Annotated in this window: 19 protein-coding genes; 8 read left to right on the forward strand and 11 right to left on the reverse strand. The window is 65.7% G+C overall.

Annotation, left to right across the window (positions count from 1 at the left end):
• Positions 1 to 11: 11 nt before the first annotated feature.
• Together AC1MCD_RS17705 and AC1MCD_RS17710 are read right to left on the reverse strand one after the other, a co-directional pair.
• On the reverse strand, positions 12 to 350 hold the full coding sequence (locus AC1MCD_RS17705) for an ArsR/SmtB family transcription factor (protein ID WP_498673796.1): 339 nt from the start codon (positions 348 to 350) through the stop codon (positions 12 to 14).
• Positions 347 to 811, reverse strand: coding sequence for an SRPBCC domain-containing protein (locus AC1MCD_RS17710; RefSeq protein ID WP_498673799.1), 465 nt, complete (start codon positions 809 to 811; stop codon positions 347 to 349). The genes AC1MCD_RS17705 and AC1MCD_RS17710 overlap by 4 nt, the downstream gene beginning before the upstream one ends.
• 243 nt (positions 812 to 1,054) lie before the next feature.
• On the opposite strand from AC1MCD_RS17710, the gene AC1MCD_RS17715 reads away from it, so the two are divergent.
• Complete coding sequence (locus tag AC1MCD_RS17715) at positions 1,055 to 1,987, forward strand: SRPBCC family protein (protein WP_498673800.1); 933 nt, start codon at positions 1,055 to 1,057, stop codon at positions 1,985 to 1,987.
• Positions 1,988 to 2,058: 71 nt separating this feature from the next.
• On the opposite strand, the gene AC1MCD_RS17720 is transcribed toward AC1MCD_RS17715, so the two are convergent.
• From AC1MCD_RS17720 to paaZ, 9 genes are all read right to left on the reverse strand, one after another.
• Positions 2,059 to 2,439, reverse strand: a complete 381-nt coding sequence (locus AC1MCD_RS17720; RefSeq protein WP_498673802.1) for a hypothetical protein — start codon at positions 2,437 to 2,439, stop codon at positions 2,059 to 2,061.
• A gap of 260 nt (positions 2,440 to 2,699) precedes the next feature.
• Positions 2,700 to 4,031, reverse strand: coding sequence for an MFS transporter (locus AC1MCD_RS17725; protein WP_498673803.1), 1,332 nt, complete (start codon positions 4,029 to 4,031; stop codon positions 2,700 to 2,702).
• A gap of 120 nt (positions 4,032 to 4,151) precedes the next feature.
• The gene (locus AC1MCD_RS17730) at positions 4,152 to 4,943 is read right to left on the reverse strand and encodes an enoyl-CoA hydratase/isomerase family protein (RefSeq protein ID WP_498673805.1); all 792 of its coding nucleotides are present in this window, start codon (positions 4,941 to 4,943) and stop codon (positions 4,152 to 4,154) included.
• Positions 4,944 to 4,965: 22 nt separating this feature from the next.
• Positions 4,966 to 6,207: a 1,2-phenylacetyl-CoA epoxidase subunit PaaE gene (gene paaE, locus AC1MCD_RS17735; RefSeq protein ID WP_498673807.1), complete on the reverse strand. Its 1,242-nt coding sequence runs from the start codon at positions 6,205 to 6,207 to the stop codon at positions 4,966 to 4,968.
• 9 nt (positions 6,208 to 6,216) lie between these two features.
• A complete protein-coding gene (gene paaD / locus AC1MCD_RS17740) occupies positions 6,217 to 6,720 on the reverse strand; it encodes a 1,2-phenylacetyl-CoA epoxidase subunit PaaD (protein ID WP_498673808.1) in 504 nt (167 codons plus the stop codon).
• Positions 6,721 to 6,725: 5 nt separating this feature from the next.
• Positions 6,726 to 7,637, reverse strand: coding sequence for a 1,2-phenylacetyl-CoA epoxidase subunit PaaC (paaC, locus tag AC1MCD_RS17745; RefSeq protein WP_498673810.1), 912 nt, complete (start codon positions 7,635 to 7,637; stop codon positions 6,726 to 6,728).
• Positions 7,634 to 8,014, reverse strand: a complete 381-nt coding sequence (gene paaB, locus AC1MCD_RS17750) for a 1,2-phenylacetyl-CoA epoxidase subunit PaaB (protein ID WP_498673812.1) — start codon at positions 8,012 to 8,014, stop codon at positions 7,634 to 7,636. Before paaB ends, paaC begins: the two co-directional genes overlap by 4 nt.
• On the reverse strand, positions 8,011 to 9,036 hold the full coding sequence (gene paaA / locus AC1MCD_RS17755; protein WP_498673814.1) for a 1,2-phenylacetyl-CoA epoxidase subunit PaaA: 1,026 nt from the start codon (positions 9,034 to 9,036) through the stop codon (positions 8,011 to 8,013). Before paaA ends, paaB begins: the two co-directional genes overlap by 4 nt.
• Before the next feature lie 109 nt (positions 9,037 to 9,145).
• Positions 9,146 to 11,257: a phenylacetic acid degradation bifunctional protein PaaZ gene (gene paaZ, locus AC1MCD_RS17760; protein ID WP_498673815.1), complete on the reverse strand. Its 2,112-nt coding sequence runs from the start codon at positions 11,255 to 11,257 to the stop codon at positions 9,146 to 9,148.
• Positions 11,258 to 11,396: 139 nt separating this feature from the next.
• Here paaZ and AC1MCD_RS17765 point away from each other — a divergent pair, with 139 nt between their 5' ends.
• From AC1MCD_RS17765 to AC1MCD_RS17795, 7 genes are all read left to right on the forward strand, one after another.
• Complete coding sequence (locus AC1MCD_RS17765; RefSeq protein WP_498673816.1) at positions 11,397 to 11,843, forward strand: PaaI family thioesterase; 447 nt, start codon at positions 11,397 to 11,399, stop codon at positions 11,841 to 11,843.
• 84 nt (positions 11,844 to 11,927) lie between these two features.
• Complete coding sequence (locus tag AC1MCD_RS17770; RefSeq protein WP_498673818.1) at positions 11,928 to 12,398, forward strand: hotdog fold thioesterase; 471 nt, start codon at positions 11,928 to 11,930, stop codon at positions 12,396 to 12,398.
• A 6-nt stretch (positions 12,399 to 12,404) separates the two neighbouring features.
• The gene (paaK, locus tag AC1MCD_RS17775) at positions 12,405 to 13,769 is read left to right on the forward strand and encodes a phenylacetate--CoA ligase PaaK (RefSeq protein ID WP_498673819.1); all 1,365 of its coding nucleotides are present in this window, start codon (positions 12,405 to 12,407) and stop codon (positions 13,767 to 13,769) included.
• An 81-nt stretch (positions 13,770 to 13,850) separates the two neighbouring features.
• A complete protein-coding gene (locus AC1MCD_RS17780) occupies positions 13,851 to 14,471 on the forward strand; it encodes a TetR/AcrR family transcriptional regulator (RefSeq protein ID WP_498673820.1) in 621 nt (206 codons plus the stop codon).
• Between the two features lie 99 nt (positions 14,472 to 14,570).
• Positions 14,571 to 15,782, forward strand: a complete 1,212-nt coding sequence (locus AC1MCD_RS17785; RefSeq protein ID WP_498673822.1) for a thiolase family protein — start codon at positions 14,571 to 14,573, stop codon at positions 15,780 to 15,782.
• Positions 15,782 to 16,552 carry an enoyl-CoA hydratase/isomerase family protein gene (locus tag AC1MCD_RS17790; protein WP_498673824.1) on the forward strand — a complete coding sequence of 257 codons (771 nt, stop codon included), beginning with the start codon at positions 15,782 to 15,784 and terminating at the stop codon, positions 16,550 to 16,552. Before AC1MCD_RS17785 ends, AC1MCD_RS17790 begins: the two co-directional genes overlap by 1 nt.
• On the forward strand, positions 16,549 to 17,403 hold the full coding sequence (locus AC1MCD_RS17795; protein WP_498673826.1) for a 3-hydroxyacyl-CoA dehydrogenase family protein: 855 nt from the start codon (positions 16,549 to 16,551) through the stop codon (positions 17,401 to 17,403). The genes AC1MCD_RS17790 and AC1MCD_RS17795 overlap by 4 nt, the downstream gene beginning before the upstream one ends.
• Positions 17,404 to 17,407: the final 4 nt, after the last annotated feature.

The following is a 17,407-nucleotide window of genomic DNA, read 5'->3' on the forward strand; positions in this document are numbered from 1 at the left end:
CCCGGGAGGGGTCAGCCTTCACGACTGTGCTGGATTGCTTCTGCGATGCCCTTGATGCGCTGCAGTCTGGCGTCCCACGTGGCCCCGACCAACGACAGTTGCGCGACCGCTCGGGCGAGCTGGGCCTGGCTCACCTCGTAGATGCGCTCCCGTCCCGAACTCGTGACGTGGACCATTCCGACGCGGTGGAGTACACCAAGGTGTTTGGCGACCGCCTGCCGCGTGACCGGCAGCTGCCTACTCAGCGTGGTTGCTGTGCCGCCGCCGTCTGTCAGCAGCAGGTCGAGCATCCGTCGCCGGGTCGAATCCCCCACCGCCGACCAGAGCTCGTCGTCGACGGTGACGCTCATGGCGCCGCTACCAGCCGGGCGACATAGGCAACGAGTCGGGGCAGGAAGTAGTCCCAGCCGCGGACATGATCCCGGTAATTCCCCTCGAGCACGGCCGACTCCCAGCCCTTCTCTCGGAACCCTGTCTCGGTAAAACGCAGCAGTGTGCCCGCCTCCGACGGGATCAGGTCAAAGGTCACGAGAAGCGAGTTGGAGGACGTCGCAGTCTCACCGTCGCCGTACACCCACCGGAAGGAGAACCGGCGGGCCGGGCTGGCTTCCACCACCGTGAGAGTGACGATCTTTGCCCCCGGCGCGGACCTGTCGCCAAACGTGATGACCCCTGTCGCCCCGGGCACAGGTTCAAGCTCCGCATCATCCGGCCACCACTCCCGCAGGTGCTCAGGCGTGGTGATGACCTGGTACACCACCTCGGGCGTGGCCTCGATGTGGACCTCCCGTTCGATGCTGCCGTATTCCATCTTGCTCTCCTGACTATTAGCAACCTTTTGTTGCACATGACTATAGGGCACCGTTCCCACATGTGCAACGATTGGTTGCGCTTTCAATTCGCCAGCACAGAGAGTCAGTCTTCTGGGGCGGCATCTTTCGCGTCCATCTTCCATCCGGGGTTGACCTCGAGGTTGACCCGGACGATATGCTAAGCATACTGATGAATTGATTACGTCCTTCATCAGTCCGGTTCTACTCTCGAAGGAGATGTTATGAGCACGAAGGTGGAAAAGCGCATTCTGGTAAACGTGCCGGTGAGCACCGCTTACAACCAGTGGACGCAGTTCGAAGAATTCCCCCACTTCATGGGCGGGGTAAAGAGCGTGACGCAGACCAGCGATGACCGGCTGGAATGGGTGGCGGAAATCGCCGGAGTCCGCAGGCAGTGGACTGCGAAGGTCCTGGAACAGATCCCCGACCGCAAGGTTGCCTGGGCTGCCACTGAAGGTGCCACCAATGCCGGCGCAGTGGAATTCGAGGACGTCGGCGGTGGACAGACCTCGCTGCGGCTCACACTCGAATACGATCCCGAGGGCATCGTCGAAAAGATCGGCGACAAGCTGCACGTCGTTGACCGCCAGGCCGAAGCTGACCTGCAGCGGTTCAAGGAGTTCATTGAGGATGCAGGCTATGCCAGCGGCGCCTGGCGCGAATCAGTCAATGCGGGCGCTTCCGTCGGCACGCCGGGAGTCGAGGATGCCGGGGCATCACGCGGCGACTCGGGCAAGGCTGGCATTTCAGGCAAGGTGGCAGCAGCGGCCGGAGTGGCTGCAGTTGCGGGCGCTGCCGCAGCCATGAAGGCTGGCAGTAACAAGGACGCAGACGAGACCCGTGATGTCACGGTGACCCCTCCGGTGGAGCCGCTGACAGTCGAGTCCACACCGATCCATCATGTCCCCACCGATTCGGTTTCCAGCACGACGGCGGCGGGCGGCGTCGAGACAGGCACTAGAGTCATGTCGGGCTCCGCAGCCGTCGGCACGGATCGCGCGCCGGGGAAACCCTTTGACCAGACCAACGGCCTGGTGGACGTCGAAGGCGAATCCGACGGCACCACTGAAGGTGAGATCCGAAGTGCGGCCGAGCGGCGCGAGGAGCACGAGCCCGGAACGATTCCTCCGCTGGGTGGCAACGTCCAGCGCTGACCATCCACGCGGTTCTGTCCGCACGAACGGCCCCGTTCCCGCACTGCCAGTGCGGGAACGGGGCCGTTCCGCTAATGCTGTTGGTAAAGCCGCTGGCGCGCGTCGTATGGGTTCAGCAGCTCCACCAGCATGGCGATCAGCGCCGCGGGAATCAGGAAGAACCCGGTCAGAACACCCCAGCCGCCATCCTCAAACTGCAGGGCAAATCCGCCAACCACCACCGCGGGCAGTCCCATAAGCACCGATACCCATCGCGGTGCCTGCCGCAGCCAGGACCACACTGCGGCACCAGCGAAGGCGAGGGATCCGAACAGCACCAGCCGGTGCCCCACCGCATAGGTGGGAGGTTCGATGAGGAACGTGAACACGTCGGCCAGCCCGCATGCCATGAGCACCGACGCGACGAGCACCAGCAGGGCCCACAGCCCCTCACGCCACCGGATCAGGTTCATGGACCGAACCTATCCCATGCCGCGGTTTCCCGCGCCGCCGTCCGACGCTCTTTGACTGGAAGCCCCCACGCGAGATGAACTCGAGCGCGGGGGCTTCCACGGTTTCGTTGGGGGGACCGAAACCGAGACAAATCTACCGGCTAAGAACCGGCACTCAGGCGTGCACAGGCCGGCCTGCCGGATTCTTGACTGAACCTTGAGCCGGCCGGCGGGGATGGGTGCCGTAGGCGCCTACCCCCCCCCCGGCCGGCCACAGGCTATCAGTGGTGGCTGACACCCAGCGGGCGGCCTTTTGTCTCCTTGGCGAGCACAACACCAACAGACGAAATGACACAGAGGATCATGATGTAGATGCCAATGGATCCGGTCCATTTGGTGCTCTGCAGCAGCGCCTCCGCGATGGTGGCGGCGAACGCCCCGCCCAGGATCGCACCGAATGCGTAGCCGATGGAGATGCCCGAGTAGCGGACGTTGGCCGGGAACATTTCGGCGTACATGGCGGACATCGGGCCGTAGGACAGGCCCAGGCCGACGGTCAGGACGAACAGCGCCACGCCGTAGAGCACGATGTCCTTGGTGTCGATCAGGGCGAACATCGGGATCATCCAGGCGAAGACGATTGCGTAGCCGATCAGGAAGGTCTTGACCCGGCCGATCTTGTCGGAAAGCCAGCCTCCCACGAGCGTGAAAATCAGCCATCCGAAGGAAGCCAGGGTAGTGGCCAGCAGGATCTGCGCCACCGGCATCTTCAGTGACTTGGTGGCGTAGGAGATGAAGAACGCGATCAGGAGGTAGCCCGCGGCGTTGTTGCCGATGAAGATCATGGTGGAGAACAGGACAGCCTTTTTGTGCTTCCGGATGAGCTCGCCCAGCGGCGCCTTGCTCGCTTCCTTGCGGTCCTGCATCTCCTTGAAGACGGGGCTCTCGGCGACCGCCCGGCGGATCAGGTAGCCCACCACGATCAGCACGATCGAGAGCAGGAACGGCACACGCCAGCCCCACGAGGCGAAGTCTTCCTTGGACATGGACGTGTTGAGGAAGTACAGCAGGCCGGTGGCGAGGATCATGCCGACCGGAACACCGATCTGCGGGTAGGCGCCGAACAGGCCGCGCTTGCTCTTCGGAGCGTGCTCGACGGCCATCAGGGCCGCACCGCCCCATTCACCGCCCGCCGAGAAGCCCTGGATAACGCGGAGCAGGATCAGCAGGACGGGAGCCCAGAAGCCGATCTGGGCGTAGGTCGGCAGCATGCCGATCAGCGCCGTGGCGGCGCCCATCATGATCAGGGTGAAGACCAGCATGGCTTTCCGGCCCAGGCGGTCACCCAGGTGGCCGGCGACGATGGCGCCGAGCGGGCGGAACAGGAAGCTGATGCCGATCAGGGCAAAGGACAGGATCTGTGCAAGGCCTGGGTTGGAGTCGTTCAGCGGGGCAAGGAACAGCGGGGACAGCAGAGTGGCTGTCAGTTGGGCGAAGATGAAGAAGTCGTACCACTCGATGGTGGTGCCCACGAGGGTCCCCGCGAGGACTTTGCGTTCCTCGTGCTTGCTGCTGGGGCCCAACTCTGAATCGACGTGTGAAGTTGCGGTCATTGGAACTCCATGGCTGGGGGCAGCAATGCTGCCAATAATGAGTGTCAAGATTTACTGATCGAACGTTCAGTTACCAAGATGATACATGGATGTGTCGTGGAACACAGCCAAAACTTTTCGCTAGCGCGCCACCGAGCCGTTGAACACCGGGGTCCGCTTTTCCTGGAAGGCGCGGAAGCCTTCGGCGTAGTCCTCGCTCTTGCACAGCCGCGCCTGCTCGGCGTTTTCTTCGGCCATGGCGTCCCACAGGCCCAGCCGCTGGTCGCGGATGTGCGCCACGAGCTCCTTGCTCGCGGTGAACGCACCCGTGGCCCCCGAGGCCACACGCGTCACGATTTCCCGCGTGCCCGGCAGGAGTTCATCCGCCGGCATGGCGCGGCTGAACATCCCCTGTGCCACAGCCTCGGCCCCGGAAATCAGCTCCGCGGTGTAGATCAGGTCCAGCGTCCGGTGCATGCCCAGCCGCTCGGTGAAGTACCAGTGCCCGCCGGAATCCAGCGTGGCCCCGAGCTTGGCAAAGGGCGAGCCGAACTTCGCATTCTCCGCCACGTAGACCACGTCGGTGGCCAGCAGCAGGCCCAGCCCCACGCCGAGGCACGCGCCCTGGGCCGCGGCGAACGTGGGCGCCGGGAACGCGCTCATCTTCTTCAGCAGCGGCTGCACCAGACCCGCCAGGTACGCCTCGGCGTCGTCGCTTTCGGGCGTCACGTTCTGGATGTCGCGGCCCGCGCAGAAGGCGCGGCCCTCTCCCCGGAGCAGCAGCGCCCGCACCTCACCGCGTGCGGCGGCGGCAGCGGCGTCGTCGTACGCCTGGGACAGCTCCGCGAGTGCCTGCTCGTCGAGCGAGTTAAGCTTGTGCGGCGCGTCCAGGACCACTTCGGCGATGTTGTTGGCGATGGAAAGGGAGATCATGGGGCTCCTTAATAGGTAATGCTTAGACGTCGAAGTCGACCATGACTTCCTTGCTGGTGGGGTGGCTCTGGCAGGTCAGGACGTAGCCCTTGTCCAGCTCGTCCTGCTCCAGCGCGTAATTCTCATCCATGGTCACGCTGCCGGTAACCACCTTGGCGCGGCAGGTGCCGCACACTCCCCCGGCACACGCGAACGGCACGTCCGGGCGGACCCGCAGCGCGGCGTTCAGGATGGATTCGCGGGCGTGCGTGGGGCTGGCCACCTCGCCCTGCAGGCCGTCCAGCTTGAACGTGATCTTGTACGTTTCCTTGGACTCGTCCACCAGCACCGGCCGGCCGGCGTGGCCTTCCGGGCGGTCCGGCTTTCCGGAGGAGAACAGCTCAAACCGGACGTTGTCCGGGCTGACACCGCGCTCTGTCAGGGTGTCCCGGCACAGCTGCACCAGCTCGAACGGGCCGCACAGGAACCACTCATCCACATCGTCGGCGTGGATGGCGGTGCCCAGCAGCTGCTGGAGCTTTTCGGCGTCGATCCGGCCGCTGAGCAGCGGCGCGATCCGCTGCTCGCGGGACAGCACGTGGTGGATGGCGAGGCGCTGCGGGTACTTGTCCTTCAGGTCCGCGAGCTCCTCCAGGAACATCACATCCATGGCGGCCTTGTTGGCGTAGATCAGGTCGAACCGGCTCGCCGGGTTGGCCGCCAGCAGTGTGCGGGCGATGGCGATCACCGGGGTAATGCCGGAACCCGCGGCGATGGCCACGAAGCTGGCCTCACCGGTCGACGCGATTTCCCCGGCCAGTTCCTCCGGGTGGTTCATGGAGTTCATCCGGTTCTGCTCCACGGCCTGGCCGTCCCGGCCGTGCTTGGACACAAAAGCGCCCATGGGGCTCATGACGTCCAGGGTGTCCCCGGCCTTCAGCTCGGCGTTGGCCCAGGTGGAGAACAGCCCGCCGAGGTCCTTCTTCACGGCGACGCGGATCTCGCTGCTGCCGTCCTCGAAGCTGCGCGGCTCGGCGCAGATGGAGTAGCTGCGGCGCACCTCCTGCAGTTCGCCGTCCTCATTGGGCAGTTTGGTGCGAAGCGCAACGTACTGGCCGGGCAGGTAATCGAACTGGCCGGCGAGGTCGGCCGGAACATGGAAGGAGACTTCGATGGCGTCCTCGGTGAGCCGGCGCACCTCCTTGACGGCGAGCGTGTGGAAGGACGGACGACGGCGGCCGGTGGCCTGCGCCGATTCGGCGGCGGTCTGGCGGACAACAGGCATGGGGTTTCCTTACAGGACTTTGAAGTAGTCGAACGGTTCCTTGCAGTCCTGGCAGACATAGAGCGCCTTGCAGGAGGTGGAACCGAAGCGGGTGAGTTCCTTGGTTTTCAGGGAGGAGCACTGCGGGCATTTGACGGCCATGGTCAGGCGGATGGGACCGGCGTGCCGGGCGGCATCGGACATGCCGGTGGGCGGCGCGATGCCGTACTCCTCCAGCTTGGCCTTGCCGGCCTCGGTCATCCAGTCGGTGGTCCAGGCCGGGGCGAGCACCAGATCCACCTCGACACTGGCGTATCCTTCCTTGGCGAACGCCGTTTTCAGGTCGTCGCGGATGGCGTCCATGGCCGGGCAGCCCGAGTATGTGGGCGTGATGATGACGCGGACGGCGTCGCCCTCGAATTGAACGTCCCGCAGGATGCCCAGGTCCGCGATGGTGAGCACCGGGATCTCGGGGTCGCATACTGTTGCGGCGATGTCCCAGGCCTTCTGCCTCTGATCTACGTGCGTGGCCATGACGGTCACCAGCTGGCGCCGGGATGCTCGCGGGCCAGCACCTGCATCTCCGCGAGGACGTAGCCCAGGTGCTCCGAGTGCTTGCCGTTGCGTCCGCCGCCCGGTGCCGGCGGAACGTCCGGCACGTCGAGCTCGGCTTCGGCCAGGATTTCCCCGGTCAGGCGGTCAAAGTCCGCTTTGATGTTGGAAGGCGCGACGGCGGCACCGGACTCCGCGAGGCGGGTCACCAGGTCGTCGTCCTCGAACAGCTCGTTCACGTAGGGCCACACCACGTGCAGGCCGTGGATCATCCTTTTCCGTGACTCGTCCGTGCCGCCGGCCAGGCGAAGGACCCACTGGGCGCTGTGGTCCCGGTGGTAATCCACTTCCTTCACGGCCTTGGCCGCGATGGCGGCCAGCGTGGCGTCCGTGGACCCGGTGAGCCGGCGGTAGAGCTCGAACTGGTAGTAGCTGACCACGAACTGGCGCGCGATGGTGGCCGCGAAGTCGCCGTTGGGCTGTTCAAAAATGTGGGCGGAGCGGAACTCGTGCTCCCGGCGGAAGTAGGCCAGATCGTCCTCGGATTTGGGCGTGCCGTTTTCCCCCAGGGCGCCGCCGGCGTAGGTGAGGAAGCTGCGGGCGTGGCCCAACTGGTCCAGGGCGATGTTGCCCAGGGCGATGTCCTCTTCCAGTTCCGGTGCGCGGGAGATCCAATGGCCCAGGCGCTGGGCCAGGATCAGGGCGTCGTCGCCCAGGCGCAGCGCATACTCCGCCACGTCCTCGGTGGGCTTGGCCAGGCCGGTGCGGACTTCCAAGGCAATGTCCTCCGGGCGGAGGGCGTTGCCGGGGGTGATCCGGGTGGCGCTGGCGTTGCTGTCGCCGCCTGCTACACCGGTGGAGATGTCACCGTGGCCAGTTGATGTTTCAGCGCTGCTCACAGGTGCTTCACCCCTTCGCTCTTGGTGTAGTAGGTGGCGTGCCGGTAGTCCTTGCCCTGCGGGGACTCGAAGAACGAGCCCTTGGAGTCCGGATCGCTGGCCGCAATCGCGTCTGCGGGGACCACCCAGATGGACACACCCTCGTTGCGGCGGGTGTAGAGGTCGCGGGCGTTGCGCAGGGCCATGGCGGCGTCCGGCGCGTGCAGGGAGCCGGCGTGGACGTGGCTCAGGCCGCGGCTGGACCGGACGAAGACCTCCCACAGGCCCCAGGCGCTGCGGGTTTCAACAGGCTCAACTACGGGACTGACTTTTTCCGCGCTGCGGTTGATTTCGGTGGCCGAGGAGGCCGGAACTTCCGGGTTGCCGTGGGGGCTCATGCTGCGTATTCCTTCGTCTCCATTGACTGTTTTGCCTGCTGTTTTGCCGCGTAAGCGGCGGCTGCCTCGCGGACCCAGGCGCCGTCGTCGTGCGCCTCCCGGCGGCGCTCAAGCCGCTGGGAGTTGCAGGGTCCGCGGCCGGCGAGGACCTCGTGGAACTCGTCCCAGTCGAGCGGCCCGTGCTCCCACTTCTTCGTTTCCTCGTTGAAGCGGATGTCCTTGTCCGGCAGGGTGAGCTCCAGGACCTTGACCTGCTCCATCATCATGCCGACGAAGCGGTTGCGGAGCTCGTCGTTGCTGAAGCGCTTGATGTTCCAGGCCATGGACTGCTTGGAGTTGGGCGAATCGTCATCCGGCGGGCCGAACATCATCAGCGCCGGGGCGTACCAGCGGTTCACGGCGTCCTGGGCCATCTGCTTCTGCTCGGGCGTGCCGTGCGAGAGTTCCAGCAGGATCTCGAAACCCTGGCGCTGGTGGAAGGACTCTTCCTTGCAGACCCGGACCATGGCGCGGCCGTAGGGGCCGAAAGAGGCGCGGCAGAGCGGCACCTGGTTACAGATGGCGGCGCCGTCCACCATCCAGCCGATGGCACCCATGTCCGCCCAGGTCCGTGCCGGGTAGTTGAAGATGGACGAGTAGCGCGCCTTGCCGGCGATCAGCGCGTCCATCATCTCGTCGCGGGACTGGCCCAGCGTCTCGGCGGCGGAGTACAGGTACAGCCCGTGGCCGGCCTCGTCCTGGACCTTGGCCATCAGGATGGCCTTGCGCTTGAGGCTGGGGGCGCGCGAAATCCAGTTGGCTTCCGGCTGCATGCCGATGATTTCCGAGTGCGCGTGCTGGGAGATCTGGCGCAGGAGGGTCTTGCGGTACGCCGCCGGCATCCAGTCCTTGGGTTCGATCCGGGAATCGTCGGCGATCACGCGGTCAAAGTTTGCCTGGCCCTCGGCATCGCGCAGGGCAACGGCTTCCAGCTCTTGCGGGGACAGTTCAGCGGTCACTGACTGCAGATTCTGCACTGCCATGGTTGCTCCTCTAGCAAAAGGCCTATCAAAGGCGCTCAATTATTTACCGACCGTTCGTTCAGTATATGGGCCGATAAGGGATGGGGGCAAGTGACGCGGGCTTTTTTGTTCAGCCCTTTTCCACGAGGGTCAGGACGTCGTAGGTAGCCACGATCTCGTCGTTCTGGTTGGTCAGCACCGCATCCCAGGCCACCTCGCCGTACTCGTCGGTTTCGCGCGGCGTGATCTTCTTGGCCGTCAGGGTCACGCGGATGGAATCACCGGCCGCCACGGGCGTGATGAACCTGAGGTTCTCGAGCCCGTAGTTGGCCAGGACCGGGCCCGGTGCCGGCTCCACGAACAGCCCGGCGCCCCACGCGAGGAGCAGGTAGCCGTGCGCCACGATGCCGGGGAAGAACGGATTTGCCTCGGCCGCGGCCTGGTTGGTGTGGGCGTAGAAGGTGTCTCCGGTGGAGTTGGCGAATTTGGTGATTTCCTCGAGGGTCACCTCGCGAAGGTCGGAGCGGATGGCATCGCCGATGTGCAGCGTGGCCAGCGGCTTGCGGAACGGGTGCTGACCCTCGGTCTCGAGGGTGAAGTTGCGGTCCGCCCCGGTGTGCCAGACACCCGTGACGGCGGTCAGCATGTTGGGCGAGCCCTGGATGGCGGTGCGCTGCATGTGGTGCATGACCGAGCGAATGCCACCCAGTTCCTCGCCGCCGCCGGCCCGCCCGGGGCCGCCGTGAACCAGGTGCGGGACCGGGGAGCCGTGGCCGGTGGAGCTGCGGGCGTCCTCGCGGTTGAGCATCAGGACGCGGCCGTGGTGGGCGGCGATGCCGGTGACCAGTTCCTGGGCCACGGACGGATCGTTCGTGCAGACCGTGGCCACCAGGGAGCCGCCACCCCGGGCGGCGAGGCGGACGGCGTCGGGAAGGTCCTTGTAACCGATCACCGACGCGACGGGACCGAACGCCTCCAGCGAGTGGATCGCCTCCGCCTCCGGGTCACTCCAGCCCAGGACAACGGGTGACATAAAGGCACCGTTCTCCACTACGCCAGTGGTTCCGTCCGCGGCGGTGACCGACGGCGAATCGAGGGTTCCGTACGCAAGCTCACCGCCGGCGTCGAGCATGGACTGCACGGCGGCGCGGACGTCGGCGAGCTGCTCCAGGGACGCCAGGGCGCCCATGGTGACACCCTCGGCGCGCGGGTCACCGAGGACAACGCGCTCCTGGATGCGCTTGCCGACGGCGGCGGTCACCGCAGAAACCAGTTCCTGCGGGACGATGGCGCGGCGGATGGACGTGCACTTCTGGCCCGCCTTGACGGTCATCTCGGTGACCACGGACTTGACGAAGGCGTCGAACTCCGGCGTGCCCTCCACCGCATCCGGGCCCAGGATGGCGGCGTTGAGGGAGTCAGTTTCCGAGGTGAACCGGACGCCGCCCTCCACCACGTTGGGGTGCGACTTCAGGGCCAGGGCGGTGGAGGCGGAACCGGTGAAGGCCACCAGGTCGCGGTAGTCCAGCACGTCCAGCAGGCCCCGGACCGAACCGGAAATGAGCTGCAGCGAGCCCGCGGGCAGGATGTTGGATTCGATGATCGCCTTCACCACGGCAGCGGCGACGTAGCCGGTGGGGGTGGCGGGCTTGACGATGGTGGGGACGCCGGCGATGAAGGCGGGGGCGAGCTTTTCCAGCATGCCCCAGACAGGGAAGTTGAACGCGTTGATCTGCACGGCCACGCCCGGAATGCGGGTGTAGATGTGTTCGCCCGCGAAGGAGCCGTCCTTGGACAGCACCTCCATGGGCCCGTCCACCACTACCTGCGAGTTGGGCAGTTCGCGCCGGCCCTTGGAGCCAAACGTGAACAGCACGCCGATGCCGCCGTCGATGTCGATCATCGAATCGATCTTGGTGGCACCGGACTGCGCCGAGAACGTGTAGAAGTGCTCACGCCGGGCGTTCAGGTACTGGGCCAGCTCCTTGAGCTTGAGGGCGCGCTGGTGGAACGTCAGCTTGCCCAGTTCCGCCTGGCCGGTGGTCCGGCCGTACTCCACGACGGCGGCCAGGTCCAGGCCGTCCGCGCTCACCCTGGCCAGCACTTCGCCGGTGCTCGCATCCCGCACGGGGACAGCGGAAGCGGCGGAATCGGCGTCGGGCGTCCACCACGAATCCCGCACGAAACTGGGAACGGTCTCGACGGTATTCACGGGGGCTTCAGCAGTTGCAGTGGTGGTCATCGTTGACGGGTCCTTCCAAAAAGGGGGACAAACGGTAACCGGCCAGATCATTACTGACCGTCCGTTCGGTAATATAACTACAGTACATGAATGATCTGTGCTGCACACTGAAAGATCAATGCCGCACCAAGGAGAACCCATGAACGCCCCAGCCCAGGACAGCCCCCACGCAGCGCCGGAACTTTCCGAACACGAACTCTGGAAAATCACCCTCGGCGAGCTCGACGAGAAGATGGGCGTCAAAATCATCGAGGAATCGGTGGAGCGGGTGGTGGCCACCATGCCCGTCGAGGGCAACAGGCAGTCGTTCGGGCTCCTCCACGGCGGGGCCTCCCTTGCCGTGGGCGAGGCCGTGGGTTCCTGGGCGGCCGTCATCCACGCGAGCACCATGGGCAAGACCGCGGTGGGCGTTGACGTGTCCGCCACGCACCACCGTTCCGCGCGCGAAGGCCTGATCACCATCACGGCCACACCCATCCACCTCGGCGGCACGCTGACCACCCACGAGGTCCTGATCACCAACGCCGCAGGCCAGCGGCTCTGCACCCTGCGCATCACTAACCTCTTGAGGAAACGGAAACACTAACGGGTGCACTGCACTCTTGACACCGGCACCCCTTTTGGGATTACCTAATGAACATTCGGTAAATAAAGCTGGAGGCAATGACGCATGACTGAAGCAGCTCTCTCCGGGGTAACCCACCCCATCCTGGAAAATGACTACGCCTCCGAATGGATGGGCATTGAAGTCCTTGCCCTCACCGACGGCCACGCCACCATCCGCATGACCCTCCGGCAGGAAATGCTCAACGGCTTCGGCATGGCCCACGGCGGAATGATCTTCGCCTTCGCCGATACCGCCTTCGCCCTCGCCTGCAACCCCGTGAACCCGGGCCCCGGCGACGAAGGCAGCATCACGGTGGCCGCGGGCGTGGACATCAACTTCCTCAAACCGGCCTACCGCGGCCAAGTGATCACCGCCGTGGCGGACCGCCGGTCGAGTGCAGGGCGCAGCGGCCTGTACGACATCCAGATCTTCGCCGCGGACGCTGCGCAGCACCAGTCCCCGCTTGACGCCGGTCAGCCAGGCGAACTCATAGCCGAGTTCCGCGGCCGCAGCCGAACCATCCCCAAGAAGTAGGAAACCATGACCCTCCATGCCCCCGAATCCCCCACCTCCCAGGCAACCGCAACGGGCAACGACGCCGTCCTGGACTACGAAGAGACCATCTCCCGCGACGAGCTCGAAGCACTCCAGCTGAGCCGCCTGCAGCACACCGTTGCCTACGCCTACGACCGCGTGCCGCTGTACAAGCGCAAGTTCGACGCCGCCGGCATCCACCCGAACGACCTGCGCGAACTCAGCGACTTGGGCAACTTCCCCTTCACCACCAAGGACGACCTGCGCGAGGAATACCCGTTCGGCATGTTCGCCGTCCCGCAGTCCGAAGTAGCCCGCGTGCACGCCAGCTCCGGCACCACGGGCCGGCCCACCGTCGTCGGCTACACCAAGCAGGACCTCGCCGACTGGGCAAAACTGGTGGCCCGCAGCTTCCGCGCGTCCGGCATCCGCCCCGGCATGAAGGTGCACAACGCCTATGGCTACGGCCTGTTCACCGGCGGCATGGGCGCCCACGCCGGCGCCGAGGCGCTGGGCTGCACCGTCATCCCCATCTCCGGCGGCCAGACCGAACGCCAGATCCAGCTCATCCAGGACTTCAAGCCCGACGCCATCCTGGCCACGCCCACCTATCTCCTGACCATCGCCGACGCCATGGCGAAAATGGGGATCGATCCCGCCTCCACGTCCCTGAAGTTCGCCGTTCTGGGCGCCGAACCCTGGACCGAGGAGATGCGGCACGAACTCGAAGTCACCATGAACATCAAGGCCTGCGACATCTACGGTCTGTCCGAGGTCATGGGCCCGGGCGTCGCCGGCGAAGCGGTGGAGACGCAGGACGGCTGCCACATCTGGGAAGACCATTTCCGTCCGGAAATCATCGATCCCTTCAAGCCCGAGGTGGGCAAGGAAAACGTGCTGCGCGACGGCGAACACGGCGAACTCGTCTTCACCTCGCTCACCAAGGAAGCCCTGCCGGTGATCCGTTACCGCACCAAGGACCTCACCCGGCTGCTCCCCGGCACTGCCCGGCCCGCGCACCGCCGGATGGGACGCATCACCGGCCGGAGCGACGACATGATCATCCTGCGCGGCGTGAACGTCTTCCCGTCCCAGATCGAGGAAATCGCACTGCGGATCCCCGAGCTCAGCCCGCACTTCCAGTTGGAACTCACCCGCCCCGAGGGCCAGCGCATGGACCGGCTGACCGTTCGGATTGAGCGCCGCGAAACGGTCACCATTGAGCAGAGTTCGACGGCGGCCCGCGCCCTGCAGGAGCAAATCAAGATCCACGTGGGTTCTTCGTGCACGGTGGACGTGGTGGATCCCGGCTCGCTGGAGCGGTCCAACGGAAAGCTGCGCCGGATCTACGACATGCGGCCCAAGCCGTAAGCGCCCCAGGCGGCGCGGCCTTCCCGCCGCGCCGCCTGACCGACCGTTCATGAGACTCACCGTCATGAGAAACTAGGCACCATGCCCAGCACCACTGATACAGCCAGCCCTGCCGCCACGAAGCGCGGCCGCCCCGGCTATGACCAGCAGTCCGTGCTGCGCATCGCCGTCGACGTCTTCAACCGGCACGGCTACGACGCCACCTCCATGGGCATCCTGGCCGAGAACCTGGGCATCTCCAAGTCGGCCATCTACCATCATGTGCCGTCCAAGGGCGACCTCCTCAAGCTGGCGCTGGATCATGCGCTCGGCGGCCTCGAGGCCATCCTTGAACAGCCCGAAGCTACGTCCGGCGCGGCCGATTCCCGGCTGGAGTTCGTGCTGCGGCAGACCGTGGCAGTGCTGGTGGAGCGTCTGCCGTTTGTCACGCTGCTCCTGCGCCTGCGCGGCAACACCGAAATTGAACGCGACGCGCTGGAACGCCGCCGCGCCTTCGACCACGAGGTGGCGGAACTCATCTCCGCGGCCCGCGAGGAAGGATCGCTGCGGCAGGACATCGACCCGCGCACCGTGACGCGCCTGCTGTTCGGCACCATCAACTCGATCGTGGAATGGTACAAACCGGGCGGCTCCCTCTCCCCCCAAAAGCTGGCCGACGACGTCATCTCCATCGCGTTCGACGGCCTCCACGCGCCCCGCTAGGCAGCTGTCCCGCCGGCAGGGCATACAATCTTTATAGAACGAACGGTCGGTCACTGAATCGAGCCCGGCCGATTTCACTGGCGAAAAGGACTTGTTCTGATGGTTGAGGCATTTCTTGTTGGTGGCGTCCGGACGCCTGTAGGCCGTTATGGCGGAGCGCTTTCCGCGGTCCGCCCGGATGACCTGGCCGCGCTGGTGGTCCGTGAGGCCGTTTCCCGCGCCGGACTTGATCCGGACAGCATTGAGGAAGTCATCCTCGGAAACGCCAACGGCGCCGGCGAGGAAAACCGCAACGTGGCCCGGATGGCCACCCTGCTGGCAGGACTACCCCTCCACATCCCCGGGATTACGGTCAACCGGCTGTGTGCGTCAGGGCTGAGCGCCATCATCCAGGCCAGCCACATGATCAAGTCAGGTGCTGCGGACGTGGTGATCGCCGGCGGTGTGGAGTCCATGAGCCGGGCGCCCTGGGTCCAGGAAAAGCCCGCCACCGCTTTCGCCAAGCCCGGCCAGATCTTCGATACGTCCATCGGCTGGCGGTTCGCCAACCCGCTCTTCACCAAGGGGGAGCTGTCCCGCGACGGCAAGATGACTTACTCCATGCCGGAGACGGCCGAGGAAGTGGCCCGGGTGGACGGTATCTCCCGCGAGGACGCGGATGCCTTTGCGGTCCGGTCCCACGAACGTTCCCTCGCAGCCATCGCCGCCGGACGGTTCGCGGACGAGATCGTCCCCGTGACCGTTAAAACCCGGAAGTCCGAAACCGTGGTGGACACCGACGAGGGGCCCCGCGCGGGCACCACCCTGGACGTCCTCGCCAGCCTGCGCCCCGTGGTTGCGGGCGGTTCGGTGGTCACCGCCGGTAACTCCTCCACCCTGAACGACGGCGCCTCAGCCATCATCGTGGCCTCCGAAGCCGCCATCGAACGCCTGGGCCTGGTCCCGCGCGCACGCATCATCGACGGCGCCTCGGCCGGCTGCGAACCCGAGATCATGGGCATCGGGCCTGTTCCCGCCACCCAAAAAGTGCTTAAGCGGAGCGGCCTCAGCGTCGGTGACCTCGGCGCCGTCGAACTTAATGAAGCCTTTGCCACGCAGTCGCTTGCCAGCATGCGCCGGCTTGGCCTGGATCCGGAGATCGTGAATAACGACGGCGGTGCCATCAGCCTGGGACACCCGCTCGGTTCCAGCGGCTCACGGATCGCCATCACCCTGCTGGGGCGGATGGAACGTGAGGACGCCAAACTCGGCCTCGCCACCATGTGCATCGGCGTTGGCCAGGGCACCGCGATGCTGCTGGAGCGCGTCTAATGGCCGGCCCGGACCTCGCGAACCAGAACTTCAGCACGCTCCTGGTGGAGGAGCGGGAGGACCGTGTAGTGGTCCTCCTTAACCGGCCGGACGTCCGGAACGCCATCGACCAGCAGATGGTGGACGAGCTGCACATTGTCTGCGCCGCGCTGGAGCAGAACCCCAAGGTCCTGATCATCGCCGGCGTGGACGGCGTCTTTGCCTCCGGCGCGGACATCGCCCAGCTGCGCGAACGCCGCCGTGACGACGCGCTGCAGGGCATCAACTCCACTATATTCGTGCGGATCGCCAAGCTGCCCATGCCCGTCATTGCCGCCCTAGACGGCTACTGCCTGGGCGGCGGCGCCGAGCTCGCCTACGCTGCGGACTTCCGGATCGGAACGCCCAGCATCCGGATCGGCAACCCCGAAACCGGGCTGGGCATCCTCGCCGCGGCAGGTGCCAGCTGGCGCCTCAAAGAACTGGTGGGCGAACCGCTGGCCAAGCAGATCCTGCTGGCTGGCCTGGTGCTCCGTGCCGAGGCTGCCCTTGCGGCGAACCTCATCACGGAAATCCACGAAGCACCGGACCTGATGGACGCAGCCCACAACCTCGCGGACCGGATCGGCCGCCAGGACCCGCTGGCCGTGCGCATTACGAAGTCCGTGTTCCACGCCCCGGCCGAGGCACATCCGCTGATTGACCAGCTGGCGCAGGGAATCCTTTTTGAGTCCCAGGCCAAGTTTGACCGCATGCAGGCGTTCCTCGACAAGAAAGCGGACAAAAAATGAACCCGAACCTTCCCTCAACCGTCGGCGTCCTCGGCGGGGGCCGCATGGGCGCGGGAATCGCCCACGCCTTCCTGATCAACGGCGCCAATGTCCTGGTGGTGGAGCGTGACGAAGAGTCCGCCGAAGCCGCCCGAGAACGGGTGGAATCCGCTGCCGCCAAAAGCATTGAACGCGGCGCCACCGACGTGAACCTGGATGAGATGGTGTCCCGGCTCGCCGTCACGGTGGACTACGACGACTTCAAGGACCGCCAGCTGGTTGTCGAGGCCGTCCCCGAGGACTGGGACCTGAAAGTCACGGCGCTCCGGGGCATCGAAGCACGCCTGGCCGAGGACGCGTTCCTGGCGTCCAACACGTCATCCCTGTCCGTGAACGGTTTGGCCCGGGAACTGAAGCGGCCGCAGAACTTCCTCGGCTTGCACTTCTTCAACCCGGTTCCCGCGTCCACGCTCATTGAAGTAGTGCTCGGCGAGCAAACCTCCCCGGACGTTGCCGCGGCGGCGAAAGGGTGGGTCGAGGCACTCGGCAAGACCGCCGTCGTCGTTAACGATGCGCCTGGCTTTGCCTCCTCCCGGCTTGGCGTGGCCATCGCGCTCGAGGCGATGCGCATGGTGGAGGAGGGCGTGGCGTCCGCTGAGGACATCGACGCCGCCATGGTCCTGGGCTACAAGCACCCCACCGGGCCGCTGCGGACCACGGACATCGTGGGCCTGGACGTGCGGCTGGGCATCGCGGAATACCTGCAGTCCACGCTCGGTGAGCGGTTCGCGCCGCCGCAGATCCTCAAGGACAAGGTGGCCCGCGGCGAGCTGGGCCGCAAGGCCGGCAAGGGCTTCTTCGACTGGTCCTGACGTT

Source organism: Arthrobacter sp. BF1 (genome assembly GCF_056680215.1).